22 protein-coding genes are annotated in these 23555 nt (G+C 72.3%); 13 read left to right on the forward strand and 9 right to left on the reverse strand.

What is annotated here, in order from left to right; translation table 11 throughout:
• Positions 1 to 4 precede the first annotated feature (4 nt).
• Genes P0L94_17340 through P0L94_17350 form a run of 3 tightly spaced genes read left to right on the forward strand, consistent with a single transcriptional unit; the run spans position 5 to position 2797 of the window.
• Positions 5 to 1024 carry an iron chelate uptake ABC transporter family permease subunit gene (locus tag P0L94_17340; GenBank protein ID WES64215.1) on the forward strand — a complete coding sequence of 340 codons (1020 nt, stop codon included), beginning with the start codon at positions 5 to 7 and terminating at the stop codon, positions 1022 to 1024.
• Complete coding sequence (locus P0L94_17345) at positions 1014 to 2042, forward strand: iron chelate uptake ABC transporter family permease subunit (protein ID WES64216.1); 1029 nt, start codon at positions 1014 to 1016, stop codon at positions 2040 to 2042. The genes P0L94_17340 and P0L94_17345 overlap by 11 nt, the downstream gene beginning before the upstream one ends.
• Entirely contained in the window at positions 2039 to 2797 is a 759-nt protein-coding gene (locus P0L94_17350; protein ID WES64217.1) for an ATP-binding cassette domain-containing protein, read from the forward strand. The genes P0L94_17345 and P0L94_17350 overlap by 4 nt, the downstream gene beginning before the upstream one ends.
• Before the next feature lie 27 nt (positions 2798 to 2824).
• Here the strand turns inward: P0L94_17350 and P0L94_17355 are convergent, their stop codons facing one another.
• A complete protein-coding gene (locus P0L94_17355; GenBank protein WES64218.1) occupies positions 2825 to 3019 on the reverse strand; it encodes a DUF1918 domain-containing protein in 195 nt (64 codons plus the stop codon).
• Positions 3020 to 3078: 59 nt separating this feature from the next.
• On the reverse strand, positions 3079 to 3303 hold the full coding sequence (locus tag P0L94_17360) for a hypothetical protein (GenBank protein WES64219.1): 225 nt from the start codon (positions 3301 to 3303) through the stop codon (positions 3079 to 3081).
• 73 nt (positions 3304 to 3376) lie between these two features.
• On the opposite strand from P0L94_17360, the gene P0L94_17365 reads away from it, so the two are divergent.
• Complete coding sequence (locus P0L94_17365) at positions 3377 to 4294, forward strand: aldo/keto reductase (protein ID WES64220.1); 918 nt, start codon at positions 3377 to 3379, stop codon at positions 4292 to 4294.
• A gap of 57 nt (positions 4295 to 4351) precedes the next feature.
• Here P0L94_17365 and P0L94_17370 read toward each other — a convergent pair whose 3' ends face one another.
• The 3 genes from P0L94_17370 to P0L94_17380 form a co-directional block, all read right to left on the reverse strand.
• On the reverse strand, positions 4352 to 4729 hold the full coding sequence (locus P0L94_17370) for an STAS/SEC14 domain-containing protein (protein ID WES64221.1): 378 nt from the start codon (positions 4727 to 4729) through the stop codon (positions 4352 to 4354).
• Positions 4730 to 4781: 52 nt separating this feature from the next.
• Positions 4782 to 5780, reverse strand: coding sequence for a hypothetical protein (locus P0L94_17375; protein ID WES64222.1), 999 nt, complete (start codon positions 5778 to 5780; stop codon positions 4782 to 4784).
• 155 nt (positions 5781 to 5935) lie between these two features.
• A complete protein-coding gene (locus P0L94_17380) occupies positions 5936 to 6694 on the reverse strand; it encodes a winged helix-turn-helix domain-containing protein (protein WES64223.1) in 759 nt (252 codons plus the stop codon).
• Between the two features lie 515 nt (positions 6695 to 7209).
• Between P0L94_17380 and P0L94_17385 the strand changes: the two genes are divergently transcribed.
• From P0L94_17385 to P0L94_17410, 6 genes are all read left to right on the forward strand, one after another.
• Positions 7210 to 7509, forward strand: a complete 300-nt coding sequence (locus tag P0L94_17385) for a GNAT family N-acetyltransferase (GenBank protein ID WES64224.1) — start codon at positions 7210 to 7212, stop codon at positions 7507 to 7509.
• A 9-nt stretch (positions 7510 to 7518) separates the two neighbouring features.
• Positions 7519 to 7920, forward strand: a complete 402-nt coding sequence (locus tag P0L94_17390; GenBank protein ID WES64225.1) for a hypothetical protein — start codon at positions 7519 to 7521, stop codon at positions 7918 to 7920.
• Between the two features lie 9 nt (positions 7921 to 7929).
• The gene (locus tag P0L94_17395; protein ID WES64226.1) at positions 7930 to 8361 is read left to right on the forward strand and encodes a DUF1622 domain-containing protein; all 432 of its coding nucleotides are present in this window, start codon (positions 7930 to 7932) and stop codon (positions 8359 to 8361) included.
• Between the two features lie 56 nt (positions 8362 to 8417).
• Positions 8418 to 9572, forward strand: coding sequence for an exonuclease SbcCD subunit D (locus P0L94_17400; GenBank protein WES64227.1), 1155 nt, complete (start codon positions 8418 to 8420; stop codon positions 9570 to 9572).
• Positions 9569 to 12577: an SMC family ATPase gene (locus tag P0L94_17405; GenBank protein WES64228.1), complete on the forward strand. Its 3009-nt coding sequence runs from the start codon at positions 9569 to 9571 to the stop codon at positions 12575 to 12577. Before P0L94_17400 ends, P0L94_17405 begins: the two co-directional genes overlap by 4 nt.
• A gap of 85 nt (positions 12578 to 12662) precedes the next feature.
• Complete coding sequence (locus P0L94_17410; GenBank protein WES64229.1) at positions 12663 to 12842, forward strand: hypothetical protein; 180 nt, start codon at positions 12663 to 12665, stop codon at positions 12840 to 12842.
• A 13-nt stretch (positions 12843 to 12855) separates the two neighbouring features.
• Here the strand turns inward: P0L94_17410 and P0L94_17415 are convergent, their stop codons facing one another.
• Genes P0L94_17415 through P0L94_17425 form a run of 3 tightly spaced genes read right to left on the reverse strand, consistent with a single transcriptional unit; the run spans position 12856 to position 16394 of the window.
• Positions 12856 to 13413, reverse strand: coding sequence for a hypothetical protein (locus P0L94_17415; protein WES64230.1), 558 nt, complete (start codon positions 13411 to 13413; stop codon positions 12856 to 12858).
• 28 nt (positions 13414 to 13441) lie between these two features.
• Positions 13442 to 14926, reverse strand: a complete 1485-nt coding sequence (locus P0L94_17420) for a lipase maturation factor family protein (protein WES64231.1) — start codon at positions 14924 to 14926, stop codon at positions 13442 to 13444.
• A gap of 4 nt (positions 14927 to 14930) precedes the next feature.
• A complete protein-coding gene (locus P0L94_17425) occupies positions 14931 to 16394 on the reverse strand; it encodes an NAD(P)/FAD-dependent oxidoreductase (GenBank protein ID WES64232.1) in 1464 nt (487 codons plus the stop codon).
• Positions 16395 to 16524: 130 nt separating this feature from the next.
• Here P0L94_17425 and P0L94_17430 point away from each other — a divergent pair, with 130 nt between their 5' ends.
• Together P0L94_17430 and P0L94_17435 are read left to right on the forward strand one after the other, a co-directional pair.
• Positions 16525 to 17103: a hypothetical protein gene (locus P0L94_17430; GenBank protein WES64233.1), complete on the forward strand. Its 579-nt coding sequence runs from the start codon at positions 16525 to 16527 to the stop codon at positions 17101 to 17103.
• A 58-nt stretch (positions 17104 to 17161) separates the two neighbouring features.
• Positions 17162 to 17737, forward strand: coding sequence for a hypothetical protein (locus P0L94_17435; GenBank protein ID WES64234.1), 576 nt, complete (start codon positions 17162 to 17164; stop codon positions 17735 to 17737).
• Positions 17738 to 17743: 6 nt separating this feature from the next.
• On the opposite strand, the gene P0L94_17440 is transcribed toward P0L94_17435, so the two are convergent.
• The gene (locus P0L94_17440; GenBank protein WES64235.1) at positions 17744 to 19837 is read right to left on the reverse strand and encodes an NAD(+) synthase; all 2094 of its coding nucleotides are present in this window, start codon (positions 19835 to 19837) and stop codon (positions 17744 to 17746) included.
• A gap of 87 nt (positions 19838 to 19924) precedes the next feature.
• On the opposite strand from P0L94_17440, the gene P0L94_17445 reads away from it, so the two are divergent.
• A complete protein-coding gene (locus P0L94_17445) occupies positions 19925 to 23545 on the forward strand; it encodes a TM0106 family RecB-like putative nuclease (protein WES64236.1) in 3621 nt (1206 codons plus the stop codon).
• Positions 23546 to 23555: the final 10 nt, after the last annotated feature.

Below are 23555 nucleotides of genomic sequence, written 5' to 3' on the forward strand. Positions count from 1 at the left end.
TGACGTGACCGCCGCAGCCGTCGCTCCGACGAGCGCTCCCGCCCCCACCCGCCCCCGGCGGACGTGGGTGGGAGCGCTCATCGGCGCGTCCCTGGCGATCCTCGCGGTGGTCAGCCTTTTCGTCGGCGTATCGGACGTGTCGCCCGCGGCGCTGCTGGCGGGCGGGTCCGACGGCCCGGCGGCGTTCCTGCTCGTGAGCAGCCGCATCCCGCGCACGGTCGCGGTGATCCTCGTCGGCGCATCGCTGGGCATCGCGGGTCTCATCATGCAGATGCTCGTGCGCAACCGCTTCGTCGAGCCGGGCACGACCGGCGTCACCGAGTTCGCGACGCTCGGGATGCTGGTGGTCATGATCTTCCAGCCCGCGATGCCGGTGCCCGGCAAGATGGCCGTCGCCGCCGTCTTCGGACTGTTCGGCACGTGGGTCTTCCTGCGCGTCATCCGCGCCGTGCCGGTGCGCCAGCTGGTCCTCGTTCCGCTCGTCGGGATCATGCTGGCCGGCATCGTCGGCTCGATCACCGCGTTCTTCGCCTATCGGCTCGACCTGCTGCAGTCCCTCGGCCAGTGGGCGCAGGGCAGCTTCGCCACGGTCATGGCCGGCCGCTACGAGTTCGTGTGGATCGCCGGGGCGATGGTCGTGGTGGCGTGGTTCGCGGCCGACAGGTTCAGCGTGATCGGCCTGGGCGAGGAGTTCGCGGTGAACCTCGGGCTCGACTACCGCCGCGTCGTGGCGATCGGCATGGTCGTCATCGCGGTGATCACCGCGGCGGTGCTCGTCACAGCGGGCATGATCCCGTTCCTCGGCCTCGTCGTCCCCAACGTCGTCAGCATCATCATCGGCGACAACGTGCGCCGCTCCATCCCGTGGGTGGCAGGCCTCGGCGCCGCGTTCGTGCTGGCGTGCGACCTCATCGCCCGCACCGTGCGCTTCCCCTACGAGATCCCGCTGTCCGTGGTCGTCGGCGTCGTCGGCGCGGGGCTGTTCCTGTGGCTCCTCCTGCGGAAGGGCAGCCGTGCTCACTGACGTCGTCCCCGCCCCCGCGCGGCGGTCCGGTCGCATCCGCCGCCCGAGCGCGCGCCTCGCGGCGGCGTGGGCGCGCCCCGGCGTCCGCCTCGCCGTGCTCGCGGTCCTCGTCGCGGCGCTCGTCGCCGCGTACCTGTTCACCGACGTCCCCGGCTCTCTCGCCTTCGCGCTGCATGTCCGTGGTCTCACGGTGCTCGCGATGCTCGTGGTCGCCACGGCGGTGGGCGCCTCGACGGTGGTCTTCCACACCATCACCCAGAACCGCATCCTGACGCCCTCGATCATGGGGTTCGACGCCTTCTACCTGCTGATCTCGACGGCGATCGTCTTCGCGTTCGGCGCGACGGTGTTCCTGCGCACCGAGCCGCTGGTGCTGTGGACCGTGCAGGTGGCGGTGATGGTCGCATTCAGTGCCCTGCTGTTCACGTGGCTGTTCGGCGGCCGGCGGCGCTCGATCCACCTCATGCTGCTCGTCGGCATCGTGCTCGGGACGTTCTTCCGCAGCCTCACGGAGTGGATGCAGCGGATGCTCGACCCGTTGGACTTCCAGGTGCTCACCGACGCCGCCTTCGCGTCGCTCACCCGCCCCGACGAGGGACTGCTGCTGCTGACGGGAGCGCTCGTCGCCGCCTCCTGCGCCGCGATCGCGCCGCTGGTGCGTCGTCTGGACGTCCTGACCCTCGGCGAGGCCACGGCGGTCGGGCTGGGCATCGACCATCGCCGTCTCGTGATGCTGCTGTTCGCGATCGTGTCGGTCATGATCGCGGCCTCCACGGCGCTGGTGGGTCCGATCCTGTTCTTCGGACTCATCGTCGCCAACCTCGCCTACGCGTACGCCGGCACGTTCCGCCACGCGTGGACGCTGCCGACGGCGGCGCTGCTGGGCATGGTCTTCCTGCTCGGCGGCCAGCTGATCCTCGAGAATGTCTTCTCGTTCGGCGGGAGCCTGTCGATGGTCATCGAGTTCGCCGGCGGAGTGTTCTTCCTGTTCCTCGTCCTTCGGAAGGGGGCGCGATGATCGCGCTCGAGAACGTCACCAAGCGCTACCGCGGCCAGACCGTGCTCGACGACGTGTCGCTCGGGCTCGGCGCATCGGGCGTCACCGCCCTCATCGGGCCCAACGGCGCGGGCAAGTCCACGCTGCTCGCGACGGTCGGCCGTCTGGTCCGGCCGGACGCCGGCCGCGTCACGGTGGATGGCGCCGACGTCACGGCCGTCCCGACGGGCGAGCTGGCCCGGACGCTCGCGGTGCTGCGCCAGGACAACCACATCGCGGCACGCCTCACGGTGCACGACCTCGTGGAGTTCGGCCGGTTCCCGCACTCGAAGGGTCGTCCCACGAGCTCCGACCGCGACCACATCGAGCGGGCGCTGGACTACCTCGACCTCGTGCCGCTGCGCGATCGCTTCCTCGACGAGCTTTCGGGCGGTCAGCGCCAGCGCGCGTTCATCGCGATGGTGCTGGCGCAGGACACCGACTACGTGCTGCTGGACGAGCCGCTCAACAACCTCGACCTCGTCCACATGACCGACATCATGAAGCTCGTGCGGCGCATGGCCGACGAACTCGGCAAGCGCGTGATCGTCGTGCTGCACGACATCAACTTCGCCGCCACGTACGCCGATCGGATCGTCGCCATGCGCGACGGCCGCATCGTCGCCGATGCGCCCGTGGCCGAGATCATGCGCCCCGCGGTCCTCGAGGCCGTGTACGGCACCGCCGTGGACGTGCGCGAGATCGACGGCCGACCGGTCGCGCTCTACTACGCGTGACCCGAGGCGGCCCCGACGGCCGGGCCGCTAGTCGGAGCCGGGATGCCTGATCTCGCAGTCGCTGCCCGGCGCGAGGATCGCCTCGTGGCCGTCGTCGTAGCGGACGACGAGCAGCGGCGGATCCGTGGTGTCGCGGATGCCGATGACCTCGCCGGTCCTCTCGGCGGCTCCGACGGTGCGGCCGTGGATGATCACGCGGTCGCCGACGGTGGCTTGCATCATCCTCACCTCCTGAGCGTCACGATACGACGCGCTCCGGCCGCGCGGTAGAGCGTCGCCCGTCAGAGCTGGGCGCCGTCGTCATCCCGGTCGTAGATGCCGACGTTGCGGCCCCGCGACGACTCGTAGGCGATGAGCCAGCCGATCGAGACGGCCGCGGCGACGATGAGCCCGAGCCATACGTTGCCCCAGATCAGTCCGAAGATGATGCCGAGGGTGAACATCAGCGCCGTGCCGAACGCCCACCCGGTGTGCCCGCGGGTCCATCCGCCGTTCGAGTCGCCCATGGCCCCAGCGTACGCGCCGTTCCGGCCGGGCGCGCGGATCCGTAGGGTGGAGGCGAACTCCGGGAGGGGACCCATGCTCATCGACGTCAGCCCCGTCACGCTGGGAACATCCGCTCTCGGCCGCGGCATCGTGCCCGGCTCCCGGGAGGAGGAGGGCGCCGTCCTCGACGCCATCGCGCTTTTCGACGGTGGCCACACGCTCATCGACACCTCCAACAACTATGCCGACGGCCGCAGCGAGGAGGTCCTCGGACTCGCGATCGCCCGGCGCGGCGGAGACTCCGCCCGGCGCATCGTCACGAAGGTCGACCGCGACCCAGAGACCGGGGCGTTCGATCGCGAACGGGTGCTGCGATCGTACGAGGAGAGCCGCGCCCGGCTCGGAGTCGAACGCGTGGGGCTGCTGCACCTGCACGATCCGTACACCATCTCGTTCGCCCAGGCCGAGGCGCCGGGGGGTGCGATCGAGGCCATGGTCGAGCTGCGCGATTCGGGTGCTGTCGACGCCATCGGCATCGCCGCAGGGCCTGTGCCGATGGTGCGCCGGTACGTCGACACGGACCAATTCGACGCCGTGCTCGTGCACAACCGCTTCACGCTGGTCGACCGCTCGGCCGAGCCGCTGTTCGCCAACGCGCGCCGCCGCGGCATGCTGGTCTTCAACGCGGCACCCTTCGGATCGGGCCTGCTCGCGGCCGGGGCCACCGGCGGTGCTCGCTACCACTACAGCCCTGCCGGACCCGACCTGCTCGCGTGGACGCGGCAGGCCGAGCTGGTGTGCGAGAACGCGGGCGTGACGCTCGCGGCGGCCGCTCTGCACTTCTCGCTTCGCGGACCGTTCGTGGATTCGACGATCGTGGGCGCGACGAACGCGCGCCGCGTCGCGCAGCTCGATGCCCTGCTGGGCACCGAGATCCCGCCGCACGTGTGGCACGAGCTCGAGGAGCTCGGCCCGGCGCCGTCGCCCATCGACGACAGAGAGTTCGAGTGATCGCCGTGCGGCAGGGCTGAGGGCGGCAGGCCCGCGCCACCCCGGGGAGCCTGCGGCTCAGGCCCAGACGGGGCCGCCCGCGGCCCACGCGACCGCGTCGCGCTCGCCGCTGGTGGGGAAGAACTTCACCTCGCCGGGGAACAGGAACGCCAGCCCGTGGACGATCTCGGCGATCAGCGAGTGGTCGGTCACCAGCGCGATGCGGCCCCACGCCTGCCGGGGCTCGTGGTCGAGCATGGCGTCCTGCCACATTCCGCCGAGCGTGTACCGCTCGAAGTCGTCGCCGAAGACGAACACGATGTTGAGCCTCTGGTGCGCGGCGACGGCGGCGTCGATCGCCGGGTCCATGACGCTGCGGTAGTCGTCCGAACTCACGGCTCCCACGGCGCGGAACCCCAGCACGCCGTCGGGCAGGTCGGGAATCTGCTCGATCATGCGCCCATCCTCGCGGCCCCGGGCGGGCGGCGTCCAGCCCCGCGTCCGCGTGTCAGCGGCCTCGGTGGTCTTCCGGGTGCAGTCGGGGTGCACGGCGCGGCTCGCGCACGCCGCTCGCGCCGATCAGCCGGATGACGCGCTGCCGGTGACCGGCCCATGGCGCCAGCAGCGTCAGCATCCCGTCGTCGTCGGTCCGCTCGCCCGTCAGTGCGTAGCCGACCTCGTGCGCGAGGTGGAAGTCTCCGACGCTGACGGCATCCGGGTCGCCGAAGGCACGGATGCGCGTCTCGGCCGACGTCCACGGACCGATGCCCGGCACGCTGATCAGCACGCGGTCGATGCCTTCGCCGTCGTCGGCGGCCCGCATCGCGCGCACGAGGGACGCGGCACGGCCGGCGGCGCGCACCACGGTCTTCGACTGGGGCGGCTCGAGTCCGGCGCGGTGCCACGTCCATGACGGGATCCGCCGCCACCCGTCGACGGCCGGGGGAGCGAACATCGGATGCGGCGTCGGCCCGGGGGCGCGCTCGCCGTGCCACGTGACGATGCGGCGCCACGCCGCGAAGGCCTGCATGCCGGTGATCTTCTGCTCGAACACGGCGACCGCCAGCGCGTCGAACGGCAGGTCCGTGCGGCCGAGCCGCAGTCCCGGGTTGCGGCGGTGGGCCTCGGCGATGAGCGGGTGCCGGTCGGCCTCGAAGCCGGCCGGGTCGTCACAGGCGCCGCACAGCGCGGGCATCTGGTCGAGCGCCCACGCGGCTCCGGGGCCCCAGGCCGCGCCGCGGATCACACCCGGGTGGGTCTCGCGCAGCGCGAGCGTCGCGACGCCCTGCGGGGTTCGGCTCGCGCGCCAGATCACCGATCCGGCGACGGCCATCGTGGGGTCGTTGCGGCCGCGTCGCTGGAACAGCACGGTGCGACGCAGGTCCAGCGGCCGGCGCGGCCGGTACTCGGTCTCGAGCGGCAGGGGATGGTCGGGGCGCGGGTCGCGTGCAGGCGCGGCATCCGCCCTCGCATCCCGGGCCTGCCCGGTACGTTGCGCGACCTTCATGCGCTCACCCTACGTGGGCGCCGCGACATCCGTCCCGCGACCCCGCCGCATCGAGCGCACGTGGCGTCACCGAGGGCACACGCAATGCGCGCGCGAAGCATGTGGGCTCGGTGAGGGCATGTGCGTTCGCCGAGCCCGCGCGGACGCCGGGGTACTCAGAAGCGGTCGGGCGACGGGGTGCCGTGGCCGTAGCGGATCTGGACGTCGGCGTGGCGGTCGAAGCGGTAGCCGACGCCGCGCACGGTGCGCACGATGTCCTCGTAGCGGCCGAGCTTGGCGCGCAGACGGCGCACGTGCACGTCGATGGTGCGCTCGCCGGGGACCTCTTCGTCGGTGGCGCCCTGCCACAGCGATCCGACCAGCTCGGTGCGCTCGATGGTGCGACCCTCGCGCAGCACCAGGTACTGCAGCAGCTCGAACTCCTTGTAGGTCAGCGCGGCGGACTCGCTGTCGATCAGGACCCGCTTGCGCGAGATGTCCACGATGACACCGCCGGGGGCGCGATCCTCGTCCTCGGGCTCCTCGTGCTTCGCGCGGGCGATCGTCGAGGGCTCGTGCAGGGCACGGCGGACGACGTCGACGTCGCGGCCGCCCGCGCCGACGGGGGCGAGGGCGACGGTGGCGTAGGTCTCGGCCTCGGGTGCGAGGTCGGCGAGCGTGCGGCGCAGCGCGTCGACGAGGACGCCCAGCGAGACGCCGGCGGCGGCGGCCTTGGCCTCGTCGAGGCCCACGTACAGGGCGAAGCCGCGCGGGGCCGTTCCCGGGGGCAGGGCGTTGGCGGGGCGCGGCGCCTCGGGAGCGGCGGGGACCTCGGCGGCGGGGGCGGCCGGCTGCGGCACAGCGCGCAGCGTCGGGGCCGGGGCGGTCACGGCGCGGAGGTGGTTGGGGCGCTCGAGAAGGGCGGTGTTCGACATGATGATGGTCCTAGCGGGAGTGTGAACCCTGGCCTCTGGCCCGGAAAGGGTTCGGGAGGTGCTGCTTTCGGGCCCCGGTCTCACGGGGCGGGCTCGAAGGGAGCGGGCGAGCGTGGTCGACGCGCGGATCCGGTTCTTCGGGGGACTCGATCAGGTGACGCTTCGGGCTGTCAGCCTCTGCGCACGAGTCCAGCGGGGGTCACCGTGCTAGTGGCACATTCGACAACACATGACGTCGCGGCCGGCCATCATCATGCCGGCAGTCCCGTTCGCCTCCCAGGCGGACAGAGAATGCGCGAGTTTCGTCATGCGGCCGATTATGACGGACTGCGTCGTTGTGAGTCAAATCGCTCGATCCGCCCGCCCGGCTCGTGACGGAATGTGACAGATTGCTCAATCGATCGGCATGGGACCCGGTATCGCGCACGGTGCGTCGGGGTGCCGCAACCTGAGGGGGTTCCCAACGAGTGGGCGCGGCGGCCCGGGGCGCGGCGCGACGGGGTTAGCCTGTGGACATGACCGAGTTCACGCTGGTGCACGAGCCCGACGCATCCCGCTATGCGCTGATGCACGGCGACGCGCGCGTGAGCGTCCTGGACTATCGCGACGACGGGCGCTCGCTCGCCCTGACCCGCGCCTACACGGTGCCGACCTTCCGCGGCCACGGGTACGCCGGCGAGCTGGTGGAGCGTGTCGTCGCCGAGCTCGAGGAGCGCGGCGACCGCACCGTGATCCCGGTGTGCTGGTACGTCGCGGACTGGTTCGCGGCGAACCCCGCGCACGAGCACCTGCTTCACCACCGCCGGAGCGCATAGGCGGTCACCATGGCGATGGGTCGCGCGAAGCACGCGTGGCTCGCCTTCGTCAATCACACGCTCAACCACGTCACGCGCGGGCTCGCGCGGTGGGGTCACGGACCGTTCTCGATCATCCGTCACGTCGGACGGCGCAGCGGCGGCACGTTCGAGGCGCCGCTGATCCTCGCGCCGGTTCCCGGCGGCTTCGTCGCCGAGCTCACCTACGGCCCCGAGGTCAACTGGTACCGAAACACCCTGCACGGCGGGAGCGTCGTGCTGCACCGACGCCGCGAGTACCGCGTCGTGTCGGTGGAGCCGTGCACGGTCGAGGACGGCCTCGCCGCCTTCGGGCCCCCGACCTCGGTCATCCTGCGGCTGCTGCGTCGGGGCGAGTTCCGGATGCTGACGACCGAACCCTCTCCCCGCTAGCCTGACCCCGTGGACATCGAGGACGCCTTCACCGCGGTGGCCGTCGGGTTCGAAGCCATCGGGGCGTTCGCGATGGTCGTCGGCTTCGTCGTCGCCGTCGTCCTGGGGTTGCGGGCGCTCGGCCGCGGCGAGGGCGGGCAGGCCGCCTTCCAGGTGCTGCGCACGACCCTCGGGGCGGGCATCCTGCTGGGACTCGAAGTGCTCGTCGCCGCCGACCTGATCCGCACGATCACGTCCAAGCCGTCGATCGAGGAAGCGCTCATCCTCGGGATCATCGTGCTGATCCGGACCATCCTGTCGATGTCCATCCAGATCGAGATCGACGGTGTGGTGCCGTGGAAGCGCGCGCTGCTGACCAGCGGCGGACAGCTGATCGGCGAAGCCGTCGCGCGCGATCGGCGCGCGGCGCGCGGCCAGGGGGAGTCTGCTCCGCGCGGTTGAGCGGATGCGCGGCCTGCCTCGGCCGCGATGTCGGAGGGTCCGCCTACCGTGAGGGCATGCGGATGCTGCACACCTCGGACTGGCACATCGGGCGGTCGTTCCACGGCCACTCCACCCTCGATGCGCTCAGCGGCGTGCTCGACGAGCTCGTCGCCCGCGTGCGCGACGAGGACGTGGACGTCGTCATCGTCGCGGGTGACGTGTTCGACTCCGCCGCGCCCTCGGCCGCCTGCTACCCGGTCCTCACGAGCGCGCTGCGCGGAATGGCTGATGCCGGTGCCCGCGTGATCGTCACGAGCGGCAACCACGACTCCGCCGCCCGGCTCGGGTTCCAGGCCGAGCTGCTGCGCGAGGGGATCCACATCGTCACCGACCCCCGCACCGTCGGCACCCCGATCACGATCGACGACGCCGACGGTCCGGTCCACGTCTACGCCCTGCCGTATCTGGAGCCGGCGCTCGTGCGCCACGTGTGGCCCGACGTGCCGCTGCGCACGCAGCACCAGGTGATCGAGCACGCGATGGGCCTGGTGCGCGCCGACATGGCCGAGCGCGGCGGACGATCGGTGGTCGTGTCGCACTGCTTCGCCGCGGGGGTGGAGGCGACGCCGGGCGTCGAGCGCGAGATCCGCCAGGGCACCCTCGACGTCGTTCCGCTGTCGGCGTTCGACGGTCCCGACTACGTCGCCCTCGGGCACATCCACGGTCGGCAGAAGCTGTCCGACCGCGTGCGGTACGCGGGCGCCCCGCTCTACTACAGCTTCGGCGAGGCCGACAAGCCGCGCGGCGCCTGGATCGTCGATCTCGACGCGCAGGGGCTCGCGGGCGTCGCGTGGCTCGACCTGCCGGTGCCGCGCGCGCTCACGACGATCCGCGGGACGCTCGACGAGCTGCTGAACGACCCTCGTCACGCCGCCGCCGAGGACGAGTGGGTGTGCGCGCAGTACACCGATCCGACACCGCAGCCCGATCCGATGCGCCGCCTGCTGACACGCTTCTCCCATTGCGCGACGGTGATGCATCAGCCGGAGGGCGCGCGCGAGGACGACGGGCTCAGCTACGCCAGGCGCGTGCGGGCCGCGCGTTCGGACGCCGAACTCATCGACTCCTTCCTCGTGCACGTGCGCGACGGCGAAGGGGCGACGGCGCGCGAGGCCGAGATCATCGGCGACGTGATCGGCGAGCGGGTCGTGGCGGAGGCGACGGCATGAGGCTGCATCGGCTCTCCCTCGAGGGTTTCGGTCCGTTCCGGTCGCGGCAGGAGGTCGACTTCGACGCCTTCGCCGACGACGGCATCTTCCTGATCGCCGGTCGCACCGGCGCGGGCAAGTCCAGCGTGCTCGACGGTGCGTGCTTCGCGCTGTACGGCGGCGTGCCGCGCTACGACGGAGCCGAGAAGCGCCTGCGCAGCGACCACTGCACTCCCGATGACCCGACGGTCGTGTCGGTCGAGTTCACCACCGGCGGCCGGCGCTGGCGCGTGACCCGCTCGCCCGAGTACGAACGGGCGAAGCGGCGCGGAGCCGGCACCACGACGGTCGCCGCCGAGGCGCAGCTCGACGAGCGGGTCGACGGCGTGTGGATCGGCCGCGCCAGCGGGGCCCGCGCGGTCGCGCTCGAACTCGACGACGTGCTCGGACTCAACCAGCAGCAGTTCCTGCAGGTGATCCTGCTGGCCCAGAACCGCTTCGCGCAGTTCCTGCTCGCCCGCAGCGACGAGCGTCAGAAGTTGCTGCGCCGCCTCTTCGGCACCCGCACGTACGAGGACTACCAGAGCGCGCTCGACGACCGTCGCCGTGAGGCCGAGCGCGCGCTCGCCTCCGCCGGCGAGGGGGTCGCGCTGCTGCTCGACGAAGTCGAGCGCACGCTCGCCGCCGACGACCTCACCGTTGCCGATCCCGAGTCGCCCGTGCACGACACCGCCGGGCGCCTCGCCGCGGCGAGGGTCGGAGCCCAGCGAGCGGCGTACCGGGCCGAGACGCTCGTGCGCGAGCGGGATGCCGCCGACGTCGCCCATCGCCGCGCCGACGAGGCGCACCAGCGCGCGAAGGATCTGCGTGATCGCCAGCTGCGGCGGCTGCGGTCGCGCGAGGCGCTCGCCGAGCTCGAGGGCCGCGCCGAGGCGATCGAAGCGGACCGCGTCGTGCTCGCCCGGGCAGCCGCCGCCGAGGTGCTGCGCGCTTCCGTCGAGGGCGCCGAGGCTGCCGACGCCGTCGCGGGTGCGGCGGTGGAACGGGCCGACGCAGCGCTCGCGGAGTACGCGCGGCTCGATGGCGAACCGGCGGCCGATCCGGACGACATCGCGCTCCTGCGCGCCCGCGTCGACGCGCTCACCGGCGACATCGCGGTCTGGACGACCACGCTCGAGCGTGAGCGCGAGCTCACCGCACTCCGGGCCGAGATCGACCGATTGACCCTCGCGATATCCGAGCGCGAGCAGGCGCTCAGCGCGGTCGCCGTCGCGATCGCCGGGGTGCCGGCCAAGCGCGAAGAGCTCGACGAGCAGCTCGCGGTGGCCCGCATGGCCGCCGCGGCGCGCGACGGTCTTCGGACGCGGCGCGACGATCTGATCGCGCGGCGCGATGCGGCACGCCGCGCCGCCGAACTCTCGGACCGGGTGCGCGAAACCGAGGCGGCGTACCTGGAGGCGTCCACGCGGCACGACCACGCGCGGTCCGCCGTGACGGCGCTCCTGAGGCGCCGCCTCGACGGGTTCGCCGGCGAGCTGGCCCAGAGCCTCGTCGAGGGCGAGCCGTGCCCCGTGTGCGGCGCCGCCGAGCACCCGGCCCCCGCCACGCCGTCGGACGACGCGGTCGGCGACGCCGAGGTCGCCACGGCCGAAGCGGAGCGGGATGTCGCGGCCGCGGCCGAGACCGCCGCCGGTGACACGGCGCGCACCGCCCGCGAGGCCCATGCCGCCGCGCGGGCCCGGGCCGGCGATGCGACGGAGACCGAGGTGGCCGAGCTGCTCGCCGACGCCGCAGACGGTCTCAAGCGGGCCGAGGCGGCTGCCGAGGCCGTCGATCGGCTGCTCGCCGAGCGTGCCGAGCTCGCCGAGCTCGAGAGCTCGGCGCGCGCCGAGCACGACGCCGTGGCGGCGGACCTCCAGCGCCTTCGCGAATCGCTGGCTGCGAGCGTCGCGAGGGCTGAGCGCGACGCTCGGGCCGTCGACGAGGCCCGGGGGTCGTTCGCGACCGTCGCCGAGCGGATCGCCGACGCCGAGCGTCGCCGCGTGGCTGCGCACACCCTCGCCGAGGCGGTCGATGCCCGGGCCGCCGCCGCAGCGGCGGCGGAAGCCGCCCGCCGCGATCGCGACGACCGCATCGCCGCCACAGACTTCACCGACGCCCAGGCGGCGACCGCGGCGCTGCGCGACGACCAGACGCGCGCGGCGCTCGACAAGGGGATCCGCGACCACGAGGCGGCGCTGCGCGGCGAACGGGAGCGGCTGCGCGAGCTCGAACTCGAGCTGGCGGGCGAGCCCGACGGCCCGATCGAGCTCGAGGCGACCCACGAGGCGCTGGCCCGGGCCCGCGATGCGTGGAGTCGAGCCGTCGACGCCGCAGCCCAGGCCGCCCAGGTCGCGGCGGCCGTCGCCGACCTGAGCGCGCGGGCCGAGCGTGCACACGAGAAGGTCGGTGCGCTGGCCGAGGACGCCGAGATCATCGCGCGCCTGGCGAACACGGTGTCGGGCCGTGCCCCCAACACCCACCGCATGACGCTCGAGTCCTTCGTCCTCGCCGCCGAGCTCGAAGAGATCGTCGCGGCGGCGAACGTGCGCCTGTCCGACATGTCGGCCGGTCGCTACAGCCTGCAGCACACCGATGCGCTCGCCGCGCGCGGCGCCGCGTCCGGCCTCGGTCTGCAGATCATGGACGCCCACACGGGGCACGCGCGCCCCGCCCAGTCGCTGTCGGGCGGCGAGACGTTCCTGGCATCCCTCGCGCTCGCGCTCGGGCTCGCCGAGGTCGTCACCGCCCGCGCCGGCGGTGTCCGCCTCGACACCCTGTTCATCGACGAGGGCTTCGGCTCACTCGACGAAGACACTCTCGACCTCGCGATGCGCACGCTCGACGAGCTGCGCGCGGGCGGCCGCACCGTCGGCCTCATCAGCCACGTCGCCGCGATGAAGGAGCAGCTCCCCGCGCACCTGCTGGTCGAGGCCACGCCCGAGGGCCCGAGCGAGATCCGCCAGGACGAGCCCGCGTACGCCTGAGCCGCCAGGACGAGCCCGCGTGCCTCTGATCCGCTGGCCCCGGGCGGGTGACGTGTGGTCCGGCTCGGCCGCGTACGCTGGAGGAATGACCAAGAGCACTGTGTGGACCATTCTCGCCGTCGCCCTGGCGATCGTGATCGCCTGGATCCTGGTGAACGTGCTCTTCTCGGTGCTCTGGTTCGTCGTGCGACTGGTCGTCGTCGCCGCGGTCGCCGTCGCGGTCTACTTCCTGCTGCGGCGGGCCTTCAGCGGGTCGGAGAGCTGAGCGCTTCGGCCGCTCACACGCCGTAGTCTGCGCGAACGCGCTCGCGCAGCTGCGCCGAGCACAGCTCGACCATGTCGTGCCACGTCGCGTGGGCGTCGTCCTGCGCGCGATCCGACACGCTCTTGAGCACGCGGATCGGGATGCCGAACTCCTGCGCGACCCAGATGTAGGCGTACGTCTCCATGTCGACCATGCCCGCACCCAGCGGCAGGATCACCGAGACGGCCTCGGCGTCGTCCACGAAGTGATCGCCGGTCGCGATCGTGACCTCGCCGGCCTCGAGTTCGACCCGCGCCGGCAGCGACACGTGCTGGCCGACGATGCCGTCGATGTCCGTGACGTCGTGCTGGATCGCGGCGGCGATCTCGTAGACCTCGTGCTCGAGGCGTCGGTCGATCGCGCCGGCGGTGCCGACCACGAGCACCTCCTCGTACGAGCCGGCCTCGAGGGCGCGTGTGAGACCGTAGGTGGCCTGCAGCTTGCCCGGACCGGTCACCAGCCGATCGAATCCCGGCAGGTCTGCGGGGAAGGCGGAGAGTTCGGATTCGAGGGCGGCGACGAGGAGCTTCACCGTCCCATTCTGCCGGTGGTCGCCTGAGTCACCGCTGGAGGCGCGACGGCCCCACGATCACGCGCCGACGGTCGCGGACCCACCGTGCGCCGTCGTCGCGGTGCTCGGCACGCGTTGCGAAGCGGTACCGATACGCGATCGCGCGCACGTAGCGCGGCGCCGTTCCGTCGAACGGGTCGTGGGCGAGCAGCCGCAGGGTCGCGGCATCCGCTTCGAGCAGCTTGCCGAGCAGCGGCATGAACCACTCGTCGAGCGGCTGCCCGAGCGGCAGGAACCACATCAGCCAATCCAGACGCAGATGGTACGGCGCGTACTGCCGCGGGATGCGCCGCAGATCGCCGGGCTTGCCCTTGAATCCGTACTCGTGCCACGTCGCCAGCTCGGGGTTCGCGTCTCTCGTTCCCTCGACGACGATCTCGATGCGCTCTTTCGTGACGGTGCCGAACGCCCCGTAGGCGTTGGCGAGCTGCCAGCGGTTGAAGCCGGCGTTCATGAGCTGCCGGTGCGCGAAGAGGTTGCGCAGCGGCGCCCAGCTGAGCACCACGTACAGCAGCGCGACGGCCGACGTGACGACGAGCCACCACAGCGGCAGCCCGTCGAGGATCCACGGAGGGTCGTCGACGGCAGCCTCACTCGCCGCCCCGATGCCCGGGATGCCGATCGCCGAGAAGGCCAGCACGATGGTCGCCCAGTTCAGCCACGCGAAGTTGCCGGTCAGCACCAGCCACAGCTGGGTGGCGGCGATCACCGCCGCCGCCGCGGCGCCGACGAGCGCGGGCCACGGCCCGGGGATCCACTGGCCCAGCAGCGGCGCGAACAGGAACCACGGCACGACGAGCTGCGCGACATGGTTTCCCACGACCTCGCCGCGATGGAACCACGCGGGCAGCAGGTGCGCCTGACGGCTCAGCGGCCCCGGCATGGGCTGGGTCTCGTGGTGGTACATGAGGGCCGTCAGGTCGCGCCACTCGCGCCCGCCGCGGATCTTGATCATGCCGGCGCCGAACTCCAGCCGGAACAGCAGCCACCAGAACAGCACGATCACGGCTGTCGCGGGCGGCTGCGCGTTCGACCCGAGGAACGCGGCGAGGAACCCGACTTCGAGCAGCAGCATCTCCCAGCCGAAGCCGTAGAAGGTCTGCCCGATCGACGAGATCGACATGTACGCCAGCCACAGCGCGAGGAAGCACAGCATCGGCACCCACGCGGGACCGAGCTGCGGCAGCCCGATGACGAGCGCTCCCGCCACCACGATGCCGCCGATGCACAGCGCGCGCAGGCGGGCGTCGCTGTAGCGCACCCAGCGGAAGATCGTGGGACGAAGCATCCGTCCCGCGCGCTTCGTGCGCTTCGCCCAGGCCAGCAGCTCGGGCGCCGGCAGCAGGCCCCGCTCGCCGAGCAGCGCCGGGAACTGATTCAGCGTCGAGACGAAGGCGACGACGAACAGCGCCGCGATGCCCCGCTGCAGCACCTGCCGCGCGAACTCGAAGTCGACCGCCGCGAAGCCGTCCATGTCATCACTCCGGGAAGATGTCCTCCATGTCCACCGGCACCCCGGCGAGGTCGCCGAGTGCGAGCCGGGCGGCGTGCCAACCGGGCATGCCGGTCACCCCCGGTCCCGGGGGCGTCGAGGCCGAGGCCAGGTAGACGCCGTGGGCGGGCGTCCGCCACGGCGCCGTCGAGACGACGGGACGTCGCACCGCCTGCGGCAGCGTGAACGCGCCGCCGAGGATGTCGCCGCCGATGTCCGCGGGGTTGTAGACAGAACGCTGCTCGGCGGTCATCGCCGACGATGCCAGGATGCGGTCGCGGAAGCCCGGCGCGAACCGCTCGATCTGGCGCGTGACCAGCTCGGTCGGGTCCAGGCGCGACCCCGGGGGCACATGGATGTACGCCCACAGCGTCTGCGCGCCCTCCGGTGCGCGGGTGTCGTCGAAGATGCTCGGCTGCACGGCGAGGACGTACGGATGCACGCTCACGCGTCCGGCCGCCACGGAGTTCTCGCTCACCGCGACCTCGTCCGCCGTGCCCGCGACGTGCACGGTGGGCGACCGGGTCACGTCGGGGTTCGCCCACGGCACAGGGCCGTCGAGGGCGAAGTCGACCTTGGCGGCGGCGGCGCCGTACCGGTACGCGGACACGGCGCGCCGATAGCGCGCAGGCAGATCCGGCAGGGTCAGCAGCAGGCGCGGCGACGTGTCGAGCATCAGCAGGTCGCCGGCCTCGGGGTCTCCCCAGTCCAGACCCTCGAGCCGATCGATGCGTCGATCGGTCTCGATCTCGCCGCCGTGGGCGACGAGGTCGTCGATGAGCGCATCCGCGATCGTCCGGGCACCGCCGCGCGGGTAGGCCCATCCCTCGGCGGTGTGGCCGTGCGCCGCCAGGAACAGCCCCGATGCCGCCGACGCCGGCGACGGCAGGGCCGTGTTCGCGTGGGCGAAGACGCCCGCCAGCAGCGCCGCCGCCTCGTCGGTCGCGAACGTGCCGCGGCCGAGGAACGAACCCATCTGCAGCATCCGCGCGGCGAACCGCGCCATGACGACCGGATGCCGCGGCACGCGCAGCAGCTGGTTGCCCGTCAGCTCGACGACGGCGTCGATGTGCTCGGCGAGCGGCTGGACGACGGCCCGCCATGCGCGGGCGTCCCGGCCGAGCCCCTCGGCGGTGCGGTCGAGGTCGCGCCACGCGATCGCGGCGCGTCCGCCGTCGAGCGGCTGCGCGTACGAGATGTCGGGCACGATCCAGTCGACGCGGTCGCGGATGCCGAACGCGCGCAGGAACGGCGAGCTGAGCGCTGCGGGGTGCACCGCCGAGCACACATCGTGCTGGAAGCCGGGGAGGGTCAGCTCGGCGGTCCGCACCCCGCCCCCGGGGGTGGCGTCCGCTTCGAGCACCTGCACGTCGTAGCCCGCGCGCGCGAGGGTGACGGCGGCGGTCAGTCCGTTGGGGCCGCTGCCGATGACGGTCGCACGCCGGGCCATGCATCCATCCTGCCCGCCGCGCCGCGCCGGCGGAAGGCGCCGCCCGGCACGCCGTGCCGAACGCTTCCCCCTCGACCGCACGTCGGCCAGGATTGGGAGTGCGGAGACCGTCCGCAGGAAGAGGGCTGACATGCAATCGGTGCTGCTGGAGACCCCCGACGGAATCGCCGCCCGGCTGGGCTGGGATCCCAAGATGAGCGAGCACGACCGCAAGCGCGTGCTCGCCCGCGAATTGGTCGCCGCGCACCTGAAGCGCGAGCTCAAGGAGGTCCGCGTCGAGCGCGAGTCGCCGGCGCAGTTCGGCTTCCACACCGAGCTGTTCGCCGAGGTCGACGGCGAAGAAGTGCCGCTCAAGATCAAGAACGCCAGCTTCCGCGGCGCGACCGTCGTCGCGATCGCCGATCCGGCCGTTCCGCTGGGGATCGACCTGCGCGATGCGCATCCCGACGAGGTGCTGCTGCGCGAGATGCGCCGCCATTCGCACCTGTTCGACGAGAGCAACGTCGATACGCTCCTCGCCCACTGGACCCGCGTGCAGGCGGTGCGCGAGGCCGACGGCCGTGGGGCGCGCGTCAAGCCCGACCACGTGCGGCTGGACGCGCCGCTGACGAAGGGGTGGATCCCCGACCGGCGCGTGTACTACCAGCTGGCCGATCTGTCGCGCGACGGCTGGATCATCACCCTCGCGTACGGCGCCGAGCCGCGCTGATCCCGAATCGCCGCGAATCCTTCACGCGGCCGAAACAGGCCCGGTCGTACTCTGGAGCATGGCGCACATCGCATCCGGAGACTGGCTCACACCGGCCGGAACCGTCGTCGCGATCGTCGGCGACGGGGCCGCCGACGCACTGACGGCGCTGGACGGCATCCGCGACGTCGAGACGCTTCCGCTCGGCGACGACGATCCGTCGCTCGGCGCTCGCCGCATCGCCGCCGCGCGCTCGCCGTGGGTCGTGCACGACGCCGACCCGCTCGGCCACGTCGCGTCGGCGTGGGTGGAGCTGTTCCAGGAGCGCTCCACGCTGGGTGTGCTCGAGATCGAGGTCGACGCCGCGCTGTCGCGCTTCGAGGCGGGCGAGGCCATCATGCCCGACTACTACATCGTCCTCGAGCCGTCGTCGGCCGAGCACACGTGGCGCCACTGGTGGTGCGGCGCCCTCGGCCACCGCGCACCGCGGCGCGTGCTCCCGGTGGACGCGCCGGCGTCGTCGATGGCGGATGCCGTGCGGCGCCTGCTGACGTCTCTGCCGTCGTCGCGTCCGTGGCCCGAACCGGCCTCGTGGCTGCCGAGCCTCAAGTTCGACATCCCCGACCGGGTCGGCGTGCGCGACACCGGACGGTGAGCGGCGTCACTCCTCGACGAGCTCGGGGAGTGCGGCCTTCAGCTCGTCGAGCCAGACCGCGGCGTTGCCGTCGGACGGCGCGCGCCAGTCGCCTCGGGGCGACAGCGAGCCCGCGGGCGACACCTTGGGCCCGTTCGGGATCGCCGAGCGCTTGAACTGCGCGAAGGCGAAGTAGCGGCGCAGGAACACCTGCAGCCACCTCACGACGGTCGCCAGGTCGTAGCCGTAGCGGTCGACCTCGGGGAAGCCGGGCGGCCACGCGCCGGCCTCCGGGTCCCGCCACGCGTGCTCGGCGAGGAACGCGATCTTCGACGGGCGCATGCCGTAGCGCAGCACGTGGAACAGCGCGAAGTCGTGCAGCGCGTACGGGCCGATGCGGTCCTCGGTGGACTGCATCCGGCCGTCCTGGCCCGCCGGCACCAGTTCGGGAGAGATCTCGGTGTCGAGCACCGACTGCAGCACGTCGCGCGCACGGTCCGACAGGCGGGCCGCGCCGTCGTCGCCGCGGTGGGCGATGACCCAGCGGATGAGGTGCTGGATGAGCGTCTTCGGGACGCCGGTGTTCACGGCGTAGTGGCTCATCTGGTCGCCGACGCCGTAGGTGGACCAGCCCAGGGCCAGCTCGGACAGGTCGGACGTGCCGATGACGATGCCGCCGTGGTGGTTGGCGAGGCGGAAGAGGAAGTCGGTGCGGATGCCGGCCTGGACGTTCTCGAAGGTGACGTCGTGCACCGGCTCGCCATCGGCGAACGGGTGCGAGATGCCCTGCAGGATCTCGAGCGCGGCTGGGCGGATGTCGATCGTCTCGATGCTCGCCCCGATCGCCTCCGCCAGGGCGATCGCGTTGGACTTGGTGTGGTCGCTCGTGGCGAAGCCGGGCATCGTGAAGGCACGGATCTCGCTGCGGGCCAGCCCCATGCGGTCCATCGCGCGGGCGACGACCAGGAGCGCATGGGTCGAGTCGAGTCCGCCGCTCAGGCCGATGACGGGCTTGGGTCGTCCGATCGCCTCGAGCCGCTGCACGAGGCCGGAGACCTGGATGTTGAACGCTTCGTAGCAGTCCTGTGCGAGCCGCTCGGCGTCGTCGGGCACGAAGGGGAACCGGTCGAGGCTGCGGCGCAGCCCGACGTCTCCGGTGGGCGGGTCGAGCTCGAAGTGGACGGTGCGGAACGTGCGCGCGCCGAGCGGCGACTGCGCGGTGCGCCGGTTGTCGTCGAAGGTGCCCTGCCGCAGGCGGTCCTGCCGCAGCCGGTCGAGGTCGACGTCGGCGATCGAGGCGCGAGGGCCGGCGGGGAAGCGCTCGGTCTCGGCCAGCAGCAGGCCGCCCTCGTAGATCATCGTCTGGCCGTCCCACGACAGGTCGTTCGTGGATTCGCCCATGCCCGCCGCCGCATAGGCGTAGGCGGCGAGGCACCGCAGCGACTGCGACTGGCACAGATCCTTGCGGTCCTCGGCGCGCGCGATGGTGATGGGACTGCCGCTGAGGTTCAGCAGCACCGTGGCGCCGGCCAGAGCCGCCTGGGACGAGGGCGGGATCGGCACCCAGACGTCCTCGCACACCTCGGCGTGGACGACGAGGCCGGGGACGTCGAGGGCCTCGAACAGCAGGTCGGGTCCGAAGGGGGCCTCGAGTCCTCCGATGCGGATGTCCTGGTCGTCCTGGTCGTCGCCGGGCGCGTACCAGCGTCGCTCGTAGAACTCGCGGTAGGTGGGGAGGTACGACTTGGGCACGACGCCGAGGATCTCGCCGCGGTGGATCACGACGGCGCAGTTGTAGAGCCGGTTGCGGTGCCGCAGCGGAGCCCCGACGACGATGACGGGCATGAGGTCGTCGGAGGCCTCGACGAGGCGCTCGATCTGGGCGACGACGGCGTCGAGCACGGGGTCCTGCATGACCAGGTCGTCGATCGCGTAGCCGCTCAGGCACAGCTCGGGGAAGACCGCGACCGCCACAGCGTCGTCGTGGCACTGCCGCGCGGACGCGAGCACGGCGTCGGCGTTGGCGACCGGGTCGGCGATGCGCACCGGGATGGTGCAGGCGGCGATCCGCGCGAATCCGTGGCGGTAGGCGCTCTCGAAGTCGAGACGGCTCGTGCTCATGGATCCAGTCTGTCAGGTGGGGCTCGCCACCGGCGAGAGGCCGCTGTCGCAACCCCTCGGTACTGTCGATGGGGAAGGGGTGGGGCATTGCGATACATACCTGACGAGGCACGGCTCGTGTGGAGCGCGAGCGACCTGAAGGCCGCCGCCGAGTGCGAGTTCGCCTGGGTGCGCGCGATCGACGCGAAGCTCGGGCGCGTTCCCGTCGTCGAAGAGCCCGAAGACCTCACCCTCGAGCGCGCCGGCCGGCTCGGGCTCGTGCACGAGAGGCGCGTGCTCGCCGAGTACATCGAGCGCTTCGGCGACCGAGTGATCGTGATCCCCGAGACGCGCTCGTCCGATGCCGCAGGGCTGGCCGAGGCTGTGGCGCGCACGCGCGCAGCGCTGGATTCGGATGCCCTCGTGATCTACCAGGCCGCCTTCGCCACCGACGGGTTCGTCGGGTTCGCCGACTTCCTGGTGCGCGACGGGGCGGATGCCGGCTCGGCCGGACCGTGGATCGTGCAGGACACCAAGCTCGCGCGCCGTGCGCGCGTGACGGCCCTCATGCAGCTGGCGGCATACGTCGATCAGCTCGATCGGCTGGGGGTTTCGCGGGCAGACCATGTCGAGCTCCTGCTCGGCGACGGATCGGTCAGCTCCCATCGCGTCACCGATCTCATGCCGGTATTCGGCCTGCGGCGCGCACGGCTCGAGGCGCTCATCGCCGACCGGCGGCTCGAGGACGGCGCCGCCGGCGAGCCGATCGCCTGGGGTGACCCGCGCGGGGATCTCGGTGTTCTCGCGTGCGGCCGCTGCGCCACGTGCGAGATCGAGGTCACGGCGACGCGCGATCTGCTCCTGGTCGCCGGCATGCGCCCCGTGCAGCGCGAGCGGCTGCGCGACGCCGGCATCCTCACGATCGACGACCTGGCCTCGGCCCGCTCCGGCCCCGAGGGTATGCGGCACGAGGTCTTCTCGATGCTGCGCACGCAGGCGCGCCTGCAGCTCGCCAGTCCCGCGGGCGTCCCGCAGCCGGTCGCGCCGGCCGCGGCGCCGGCGGCGGCCTTCTCCGCCGGCGTGACGGTGACGGCGACCCTCGCACCGGCCGCGGCCCCCGCTGCGACCGAGCCGCCCGTGCCGGTGTTCGAGGTCGTGGCGCCGAAGGCCCTCGCCGCCCTGCCGCGCCCCGACCTCGGTGACCTGTTCTTCGATTTCGAAGGCGACCCGCTGTACACCGAGTCGCCCGTCGCCGGGGAGCCTGCGTCGTGGGGGATCGACTACCTGTTCGGCTGGGTCGACATGCGCGAGGAGTACAGCGCGCTGTGGGCGCACACGTTCGCCGACGAGAAGCGGGCGCTCGAGGACTTCCTCGACATGGTCGCGCTTCGTCGCGAGCAGCATCCCGGCATGCACATCTACCACTACGCGCCATACGAGCCGACGCACCTGCTGGCGATGGCGGCACGGTACGGCGTGCGGGAGGCCGATGTCGACCGGCTGCTGCGTGACGGCGTGTTCGTGGATCTGTACCCGATCGTGCGGCGCGCGCTGCGGGTGGGGTCGCGCTCGTACTCGATCAAGAAGCTCGAGCCGCTGTACATGGGCGAAGAGGTGCGCACGAGCGACGTCCAGAAGGGCGACGACTCGATCGTGCAGTACGTCGAGGCGCGCGGCCTGCGTGATGACGGGCACGACGCCGAGGCGGACGCGATCCTCGACGACCTGGCCGACTACAACCGCTACGACTGCGTCTCGACGAGGCGTCTGCGCGACTGGCTCGTCGATCGCGCGCGCGAAGCGGGTCTGCGTCCGTCCCCGAACCCCGAGCCCGCCGACGCGGCGTACGAGCCGTCGCTGCGTGCGCTGACGCTGGATTCGCTGGCGCTGCGGCACGCGCCCGAGTCGGCCGAGGCACGCGCGCTGCGCTTGGGCGCGGCCGCGATCGACTACTACCCGCGCGAGGCGAAGTCGTTCTGGGCGACGCACTTCCTGCGTCTGCGCGAGCCCGTCTCGGTGTGGGACGAGACGCGCGACGTCATCGTGCTCGATCCCGATCGGTGCCGCGTCGTCGAGGACTGGCATCGCGCCGAGGGCCGGCGCACCGACCACCGCGTGCTCGAGCTGCGCGGAGATGTGGCGCCCGGCACGCGGTTGAGCGAGGGCGGCTCGCCCTTCGCGCTGTACGAGCTGCCGGTGCCGTTCCCGTTCGATCCGCATGCGCGGTGGATCCACGCAGATCACCGGGTCACCGTGGTCGAGGTGCTCGACGACGGCGTCGTGGTCGAGGAGGCAGCTGTCGAGGGCCTGACGTGGTCGGAGCTGCCGCTCGCGATCACGCCGGCGGCCCCGCCGCGGGCGATGAGCCAGCAGTCCGCGATCGACGCGTGGGCGGATGCCCTGATCGCCGCCGATCCCGCCCTGCCCGAGGACCCCGCGACCGACATCCTGTGCCGGCGCGCGCCCCGCACGCCCAGCGGAGGCCTGCCGCCGCGCGACGGCGACGACGTCGACACGATCACGCGCGCGGTCGCCGAGCTCGACCGCAGCTACCTCGCCGTGCAGGGCCCGCCCGGCACCGGCAAGACCTACGTGGGCTCGCACGTCATCGCCCGTCTCGTCGAAGAGCGGAAGTATCGGATCGGGATCGTCGCCCAATCGCATGCCGTGGTCGAGAACATGCTCGACCGCGTGGTCGCCGCCGGCGTCCCCGCGGAGCAGGTCGCGAAGGCGCCCAAGGACCGCGACGCCGAGGTGTCGTTCACCGTCATCGAGAAGAACGGCGTCGCCGGCTTCGCCGAGGAGCACGCCGACTCCGGCTTCGTCGTCGGCGGCACGGCGTGGGACTTCAGCAATGAGCGCCGCATCCCGCGGGGGAGCCTCGACCTGCTGGTGATCGACGAGGCCGGCCAGTTCTCGCTCGCCTCCACGATCGCCGTATCGCTCGCGGCCCCGCGCCTGCTGCTGCTCGGCGACCCCCAGCAGCTGCCGCAGGTGAGTCAGGGCACGCATCCCGAGCCCGTCGACACCTCGGCGCTGGGCTGGGTCATGGACGGCGCCGACGTCATCCCCGCCGACCGCGGCTACTTCCTCGCCCGCACGTGGCGCATGCATCCCGAGGTCGCCGCTCCCGTCTCGGCGCTGTCGTACGACGGCGAGCTCGCGGCTCACCCCTCGACCGCTCTGCGCCGCATAGACGGCGTCGCACCCGGCCTGGTCCCCGTGTCGCTGCGCCATCACGGCCGGGCCACCCACGCGCCTGAGGAAGCCGAGGCGGTCGTCGCGATCGTGCGCGACCTCGTCGGCCGGAGCTGGCGCGACGTCGAGGTCGAGGACGACGGTGAACCGGTCGCCGTGCCCGAGCGTCCGCTGACGCAGGCCGACATCATCGTCGTCACCCCCTACAACGCCCAGCAGGTCGAGGTCGAGCGCGCCCTGGCCGAGGCGGGCTTCGGGTCGGTGCCGGTCGGCACGGTCGACCGGTTCCAAGGTCAGGAGGCGGCGGTGGCGATCGTCTCGCTCGCGGCCTCGTCGGGTCGCGATGCGCCGCGCGGCCTGGAGTTCCTGCTGCTGCGCAACCGCCTGAACGTCGCCGTCTCGCGTGCCGAGCACACCGCGTACCTGGTGCACTCGCCGGGTCTGCTCGACGACCTGCCGCGCACGCCCGAGGGCGTCGGGCGCCTGAGCGCGTTCGCGCATCTCGTGGGCGCTGGCGCGTATGCCGACTGATGCACCGGCC

The sequence above is a fragment of the Microbacter sp. GSS18 genome (genome assembly GCA_029319145.1).
Classification (GTDB): domain Bacteria; phylum Actinomycetota; class Actinomycetes; order Actinomycetales; family Microbacteriaceae; genus Microbacterium.

Coding starts and splice junctions, on each gene's coding strand:
- P0L94_17360 (WES64219.1), bottom strand. CDS start 3,303: ATGGGCGACTCGAACGGCGGATGGACCCGCGGGCACACCGGGTGGGCG.
- P0L94_17420 (WES64231.1), bottom strand. CDS start 14,926: ATGGACGGCTTCGCGGCGGTCGACTTCGAGTTCGCGCGGCAGGTGCTG.
- P0L94_17365 (WES64220.1), top strand. CDS start 3,377: ATGCTCATCGACGTCAGCCCCGTCACGCTGGGAACATCCGCTCTCGGC.
- P0L94_17435 (WES64234.1), top strand. CDS start 17,162: ATGGCGCACATCGCATCCGGAGACTGGCTCACACCGGCCGGAACCGTC.
- P0L94_17350 (WES64217.1), top strand. CDS start 2,039: ATGATCGCGCTCGAGAACGTCACCAAGCGCTACCGCGGCCAGACCGTG.
- P0L94_17400 (WES64227.1), top strand. CDS start 8,418: ATGCGGATGCTGCACACCTCGGACTGGCACATCGGGCGGTCGTTCCAC.
- P0L94_17390 (WES64225.1), top strand. CDS start 7,519: ATGGCGATGGGTCGCGCGAAGCACGCGTGGCTCGCCTTCGTCAATCAC.
- P0L94_17385 (WES64224.1), top strand. CDS start 7,210: ATGACCGAGTTCACGCTGGTGCACGAGCCCGACGCATCCCGCTATGCG.
- P0L94_17370 (WES64221.1), bottom strand. CDS start 4,729: ATGATCGAGCAGATTCCCGACCTGCCCGACGGCGTGCTGGGGTTCCGC.
- P0L94_17410 (WES64229.1), top strand. CDS start 12,663: ATGACCAAGAGCACTGTGTGGACCATTCTCGCCGTCGCCCTGGCGATC.
- P0L94_17405 (WES64228.1), top strand. CDS start 9,569: ATGAGGCTGCATCGGCTCTCCCTCGAGGGTTTCGGTCCGTTCCGGTCG.
- P0L94_17375 (WES64222.1), bottom strand. CDS start 5,780: ATGAAGGTCGCGCAACGTACCGGGCAGGCCCGGGATGCGAGGGCGGAT.
- P0L94_17440 (WES64235.1), bottom strand. CDS start 19,837: ATGAGCACGAGCCGTCTCGACTTCGAGAGCGCCTACCGCCACGGATTC.
- P0L94_17425 (WES64232.1), bottom strand. CDS start 16,394: ATGGCCCGGCGTGCGACCGTCATCGGCAGCGGCCCCAACGGACTGACC.
- P0L94_17430 (WES64233.1), top strand. CDS start 16,525: ATGCAATCGGTGCTGCTGGAGACCCCCGACGGAATCGCCGCCCGGCTG.
- P0L94_17380 (WES64223.1), bottom strand. CDS start 6,694: ATGTCGAACACCGCCCTTCTCGAGCGCCCCAACCACCTCCGCGCCGTG.
- P0L94_17355 (WES64218.1), bottom strand. CDS start 3,019: ATGATGCAAGCCACCGTCGGCGACCGCGTGATCATCCACGGCCGCACC.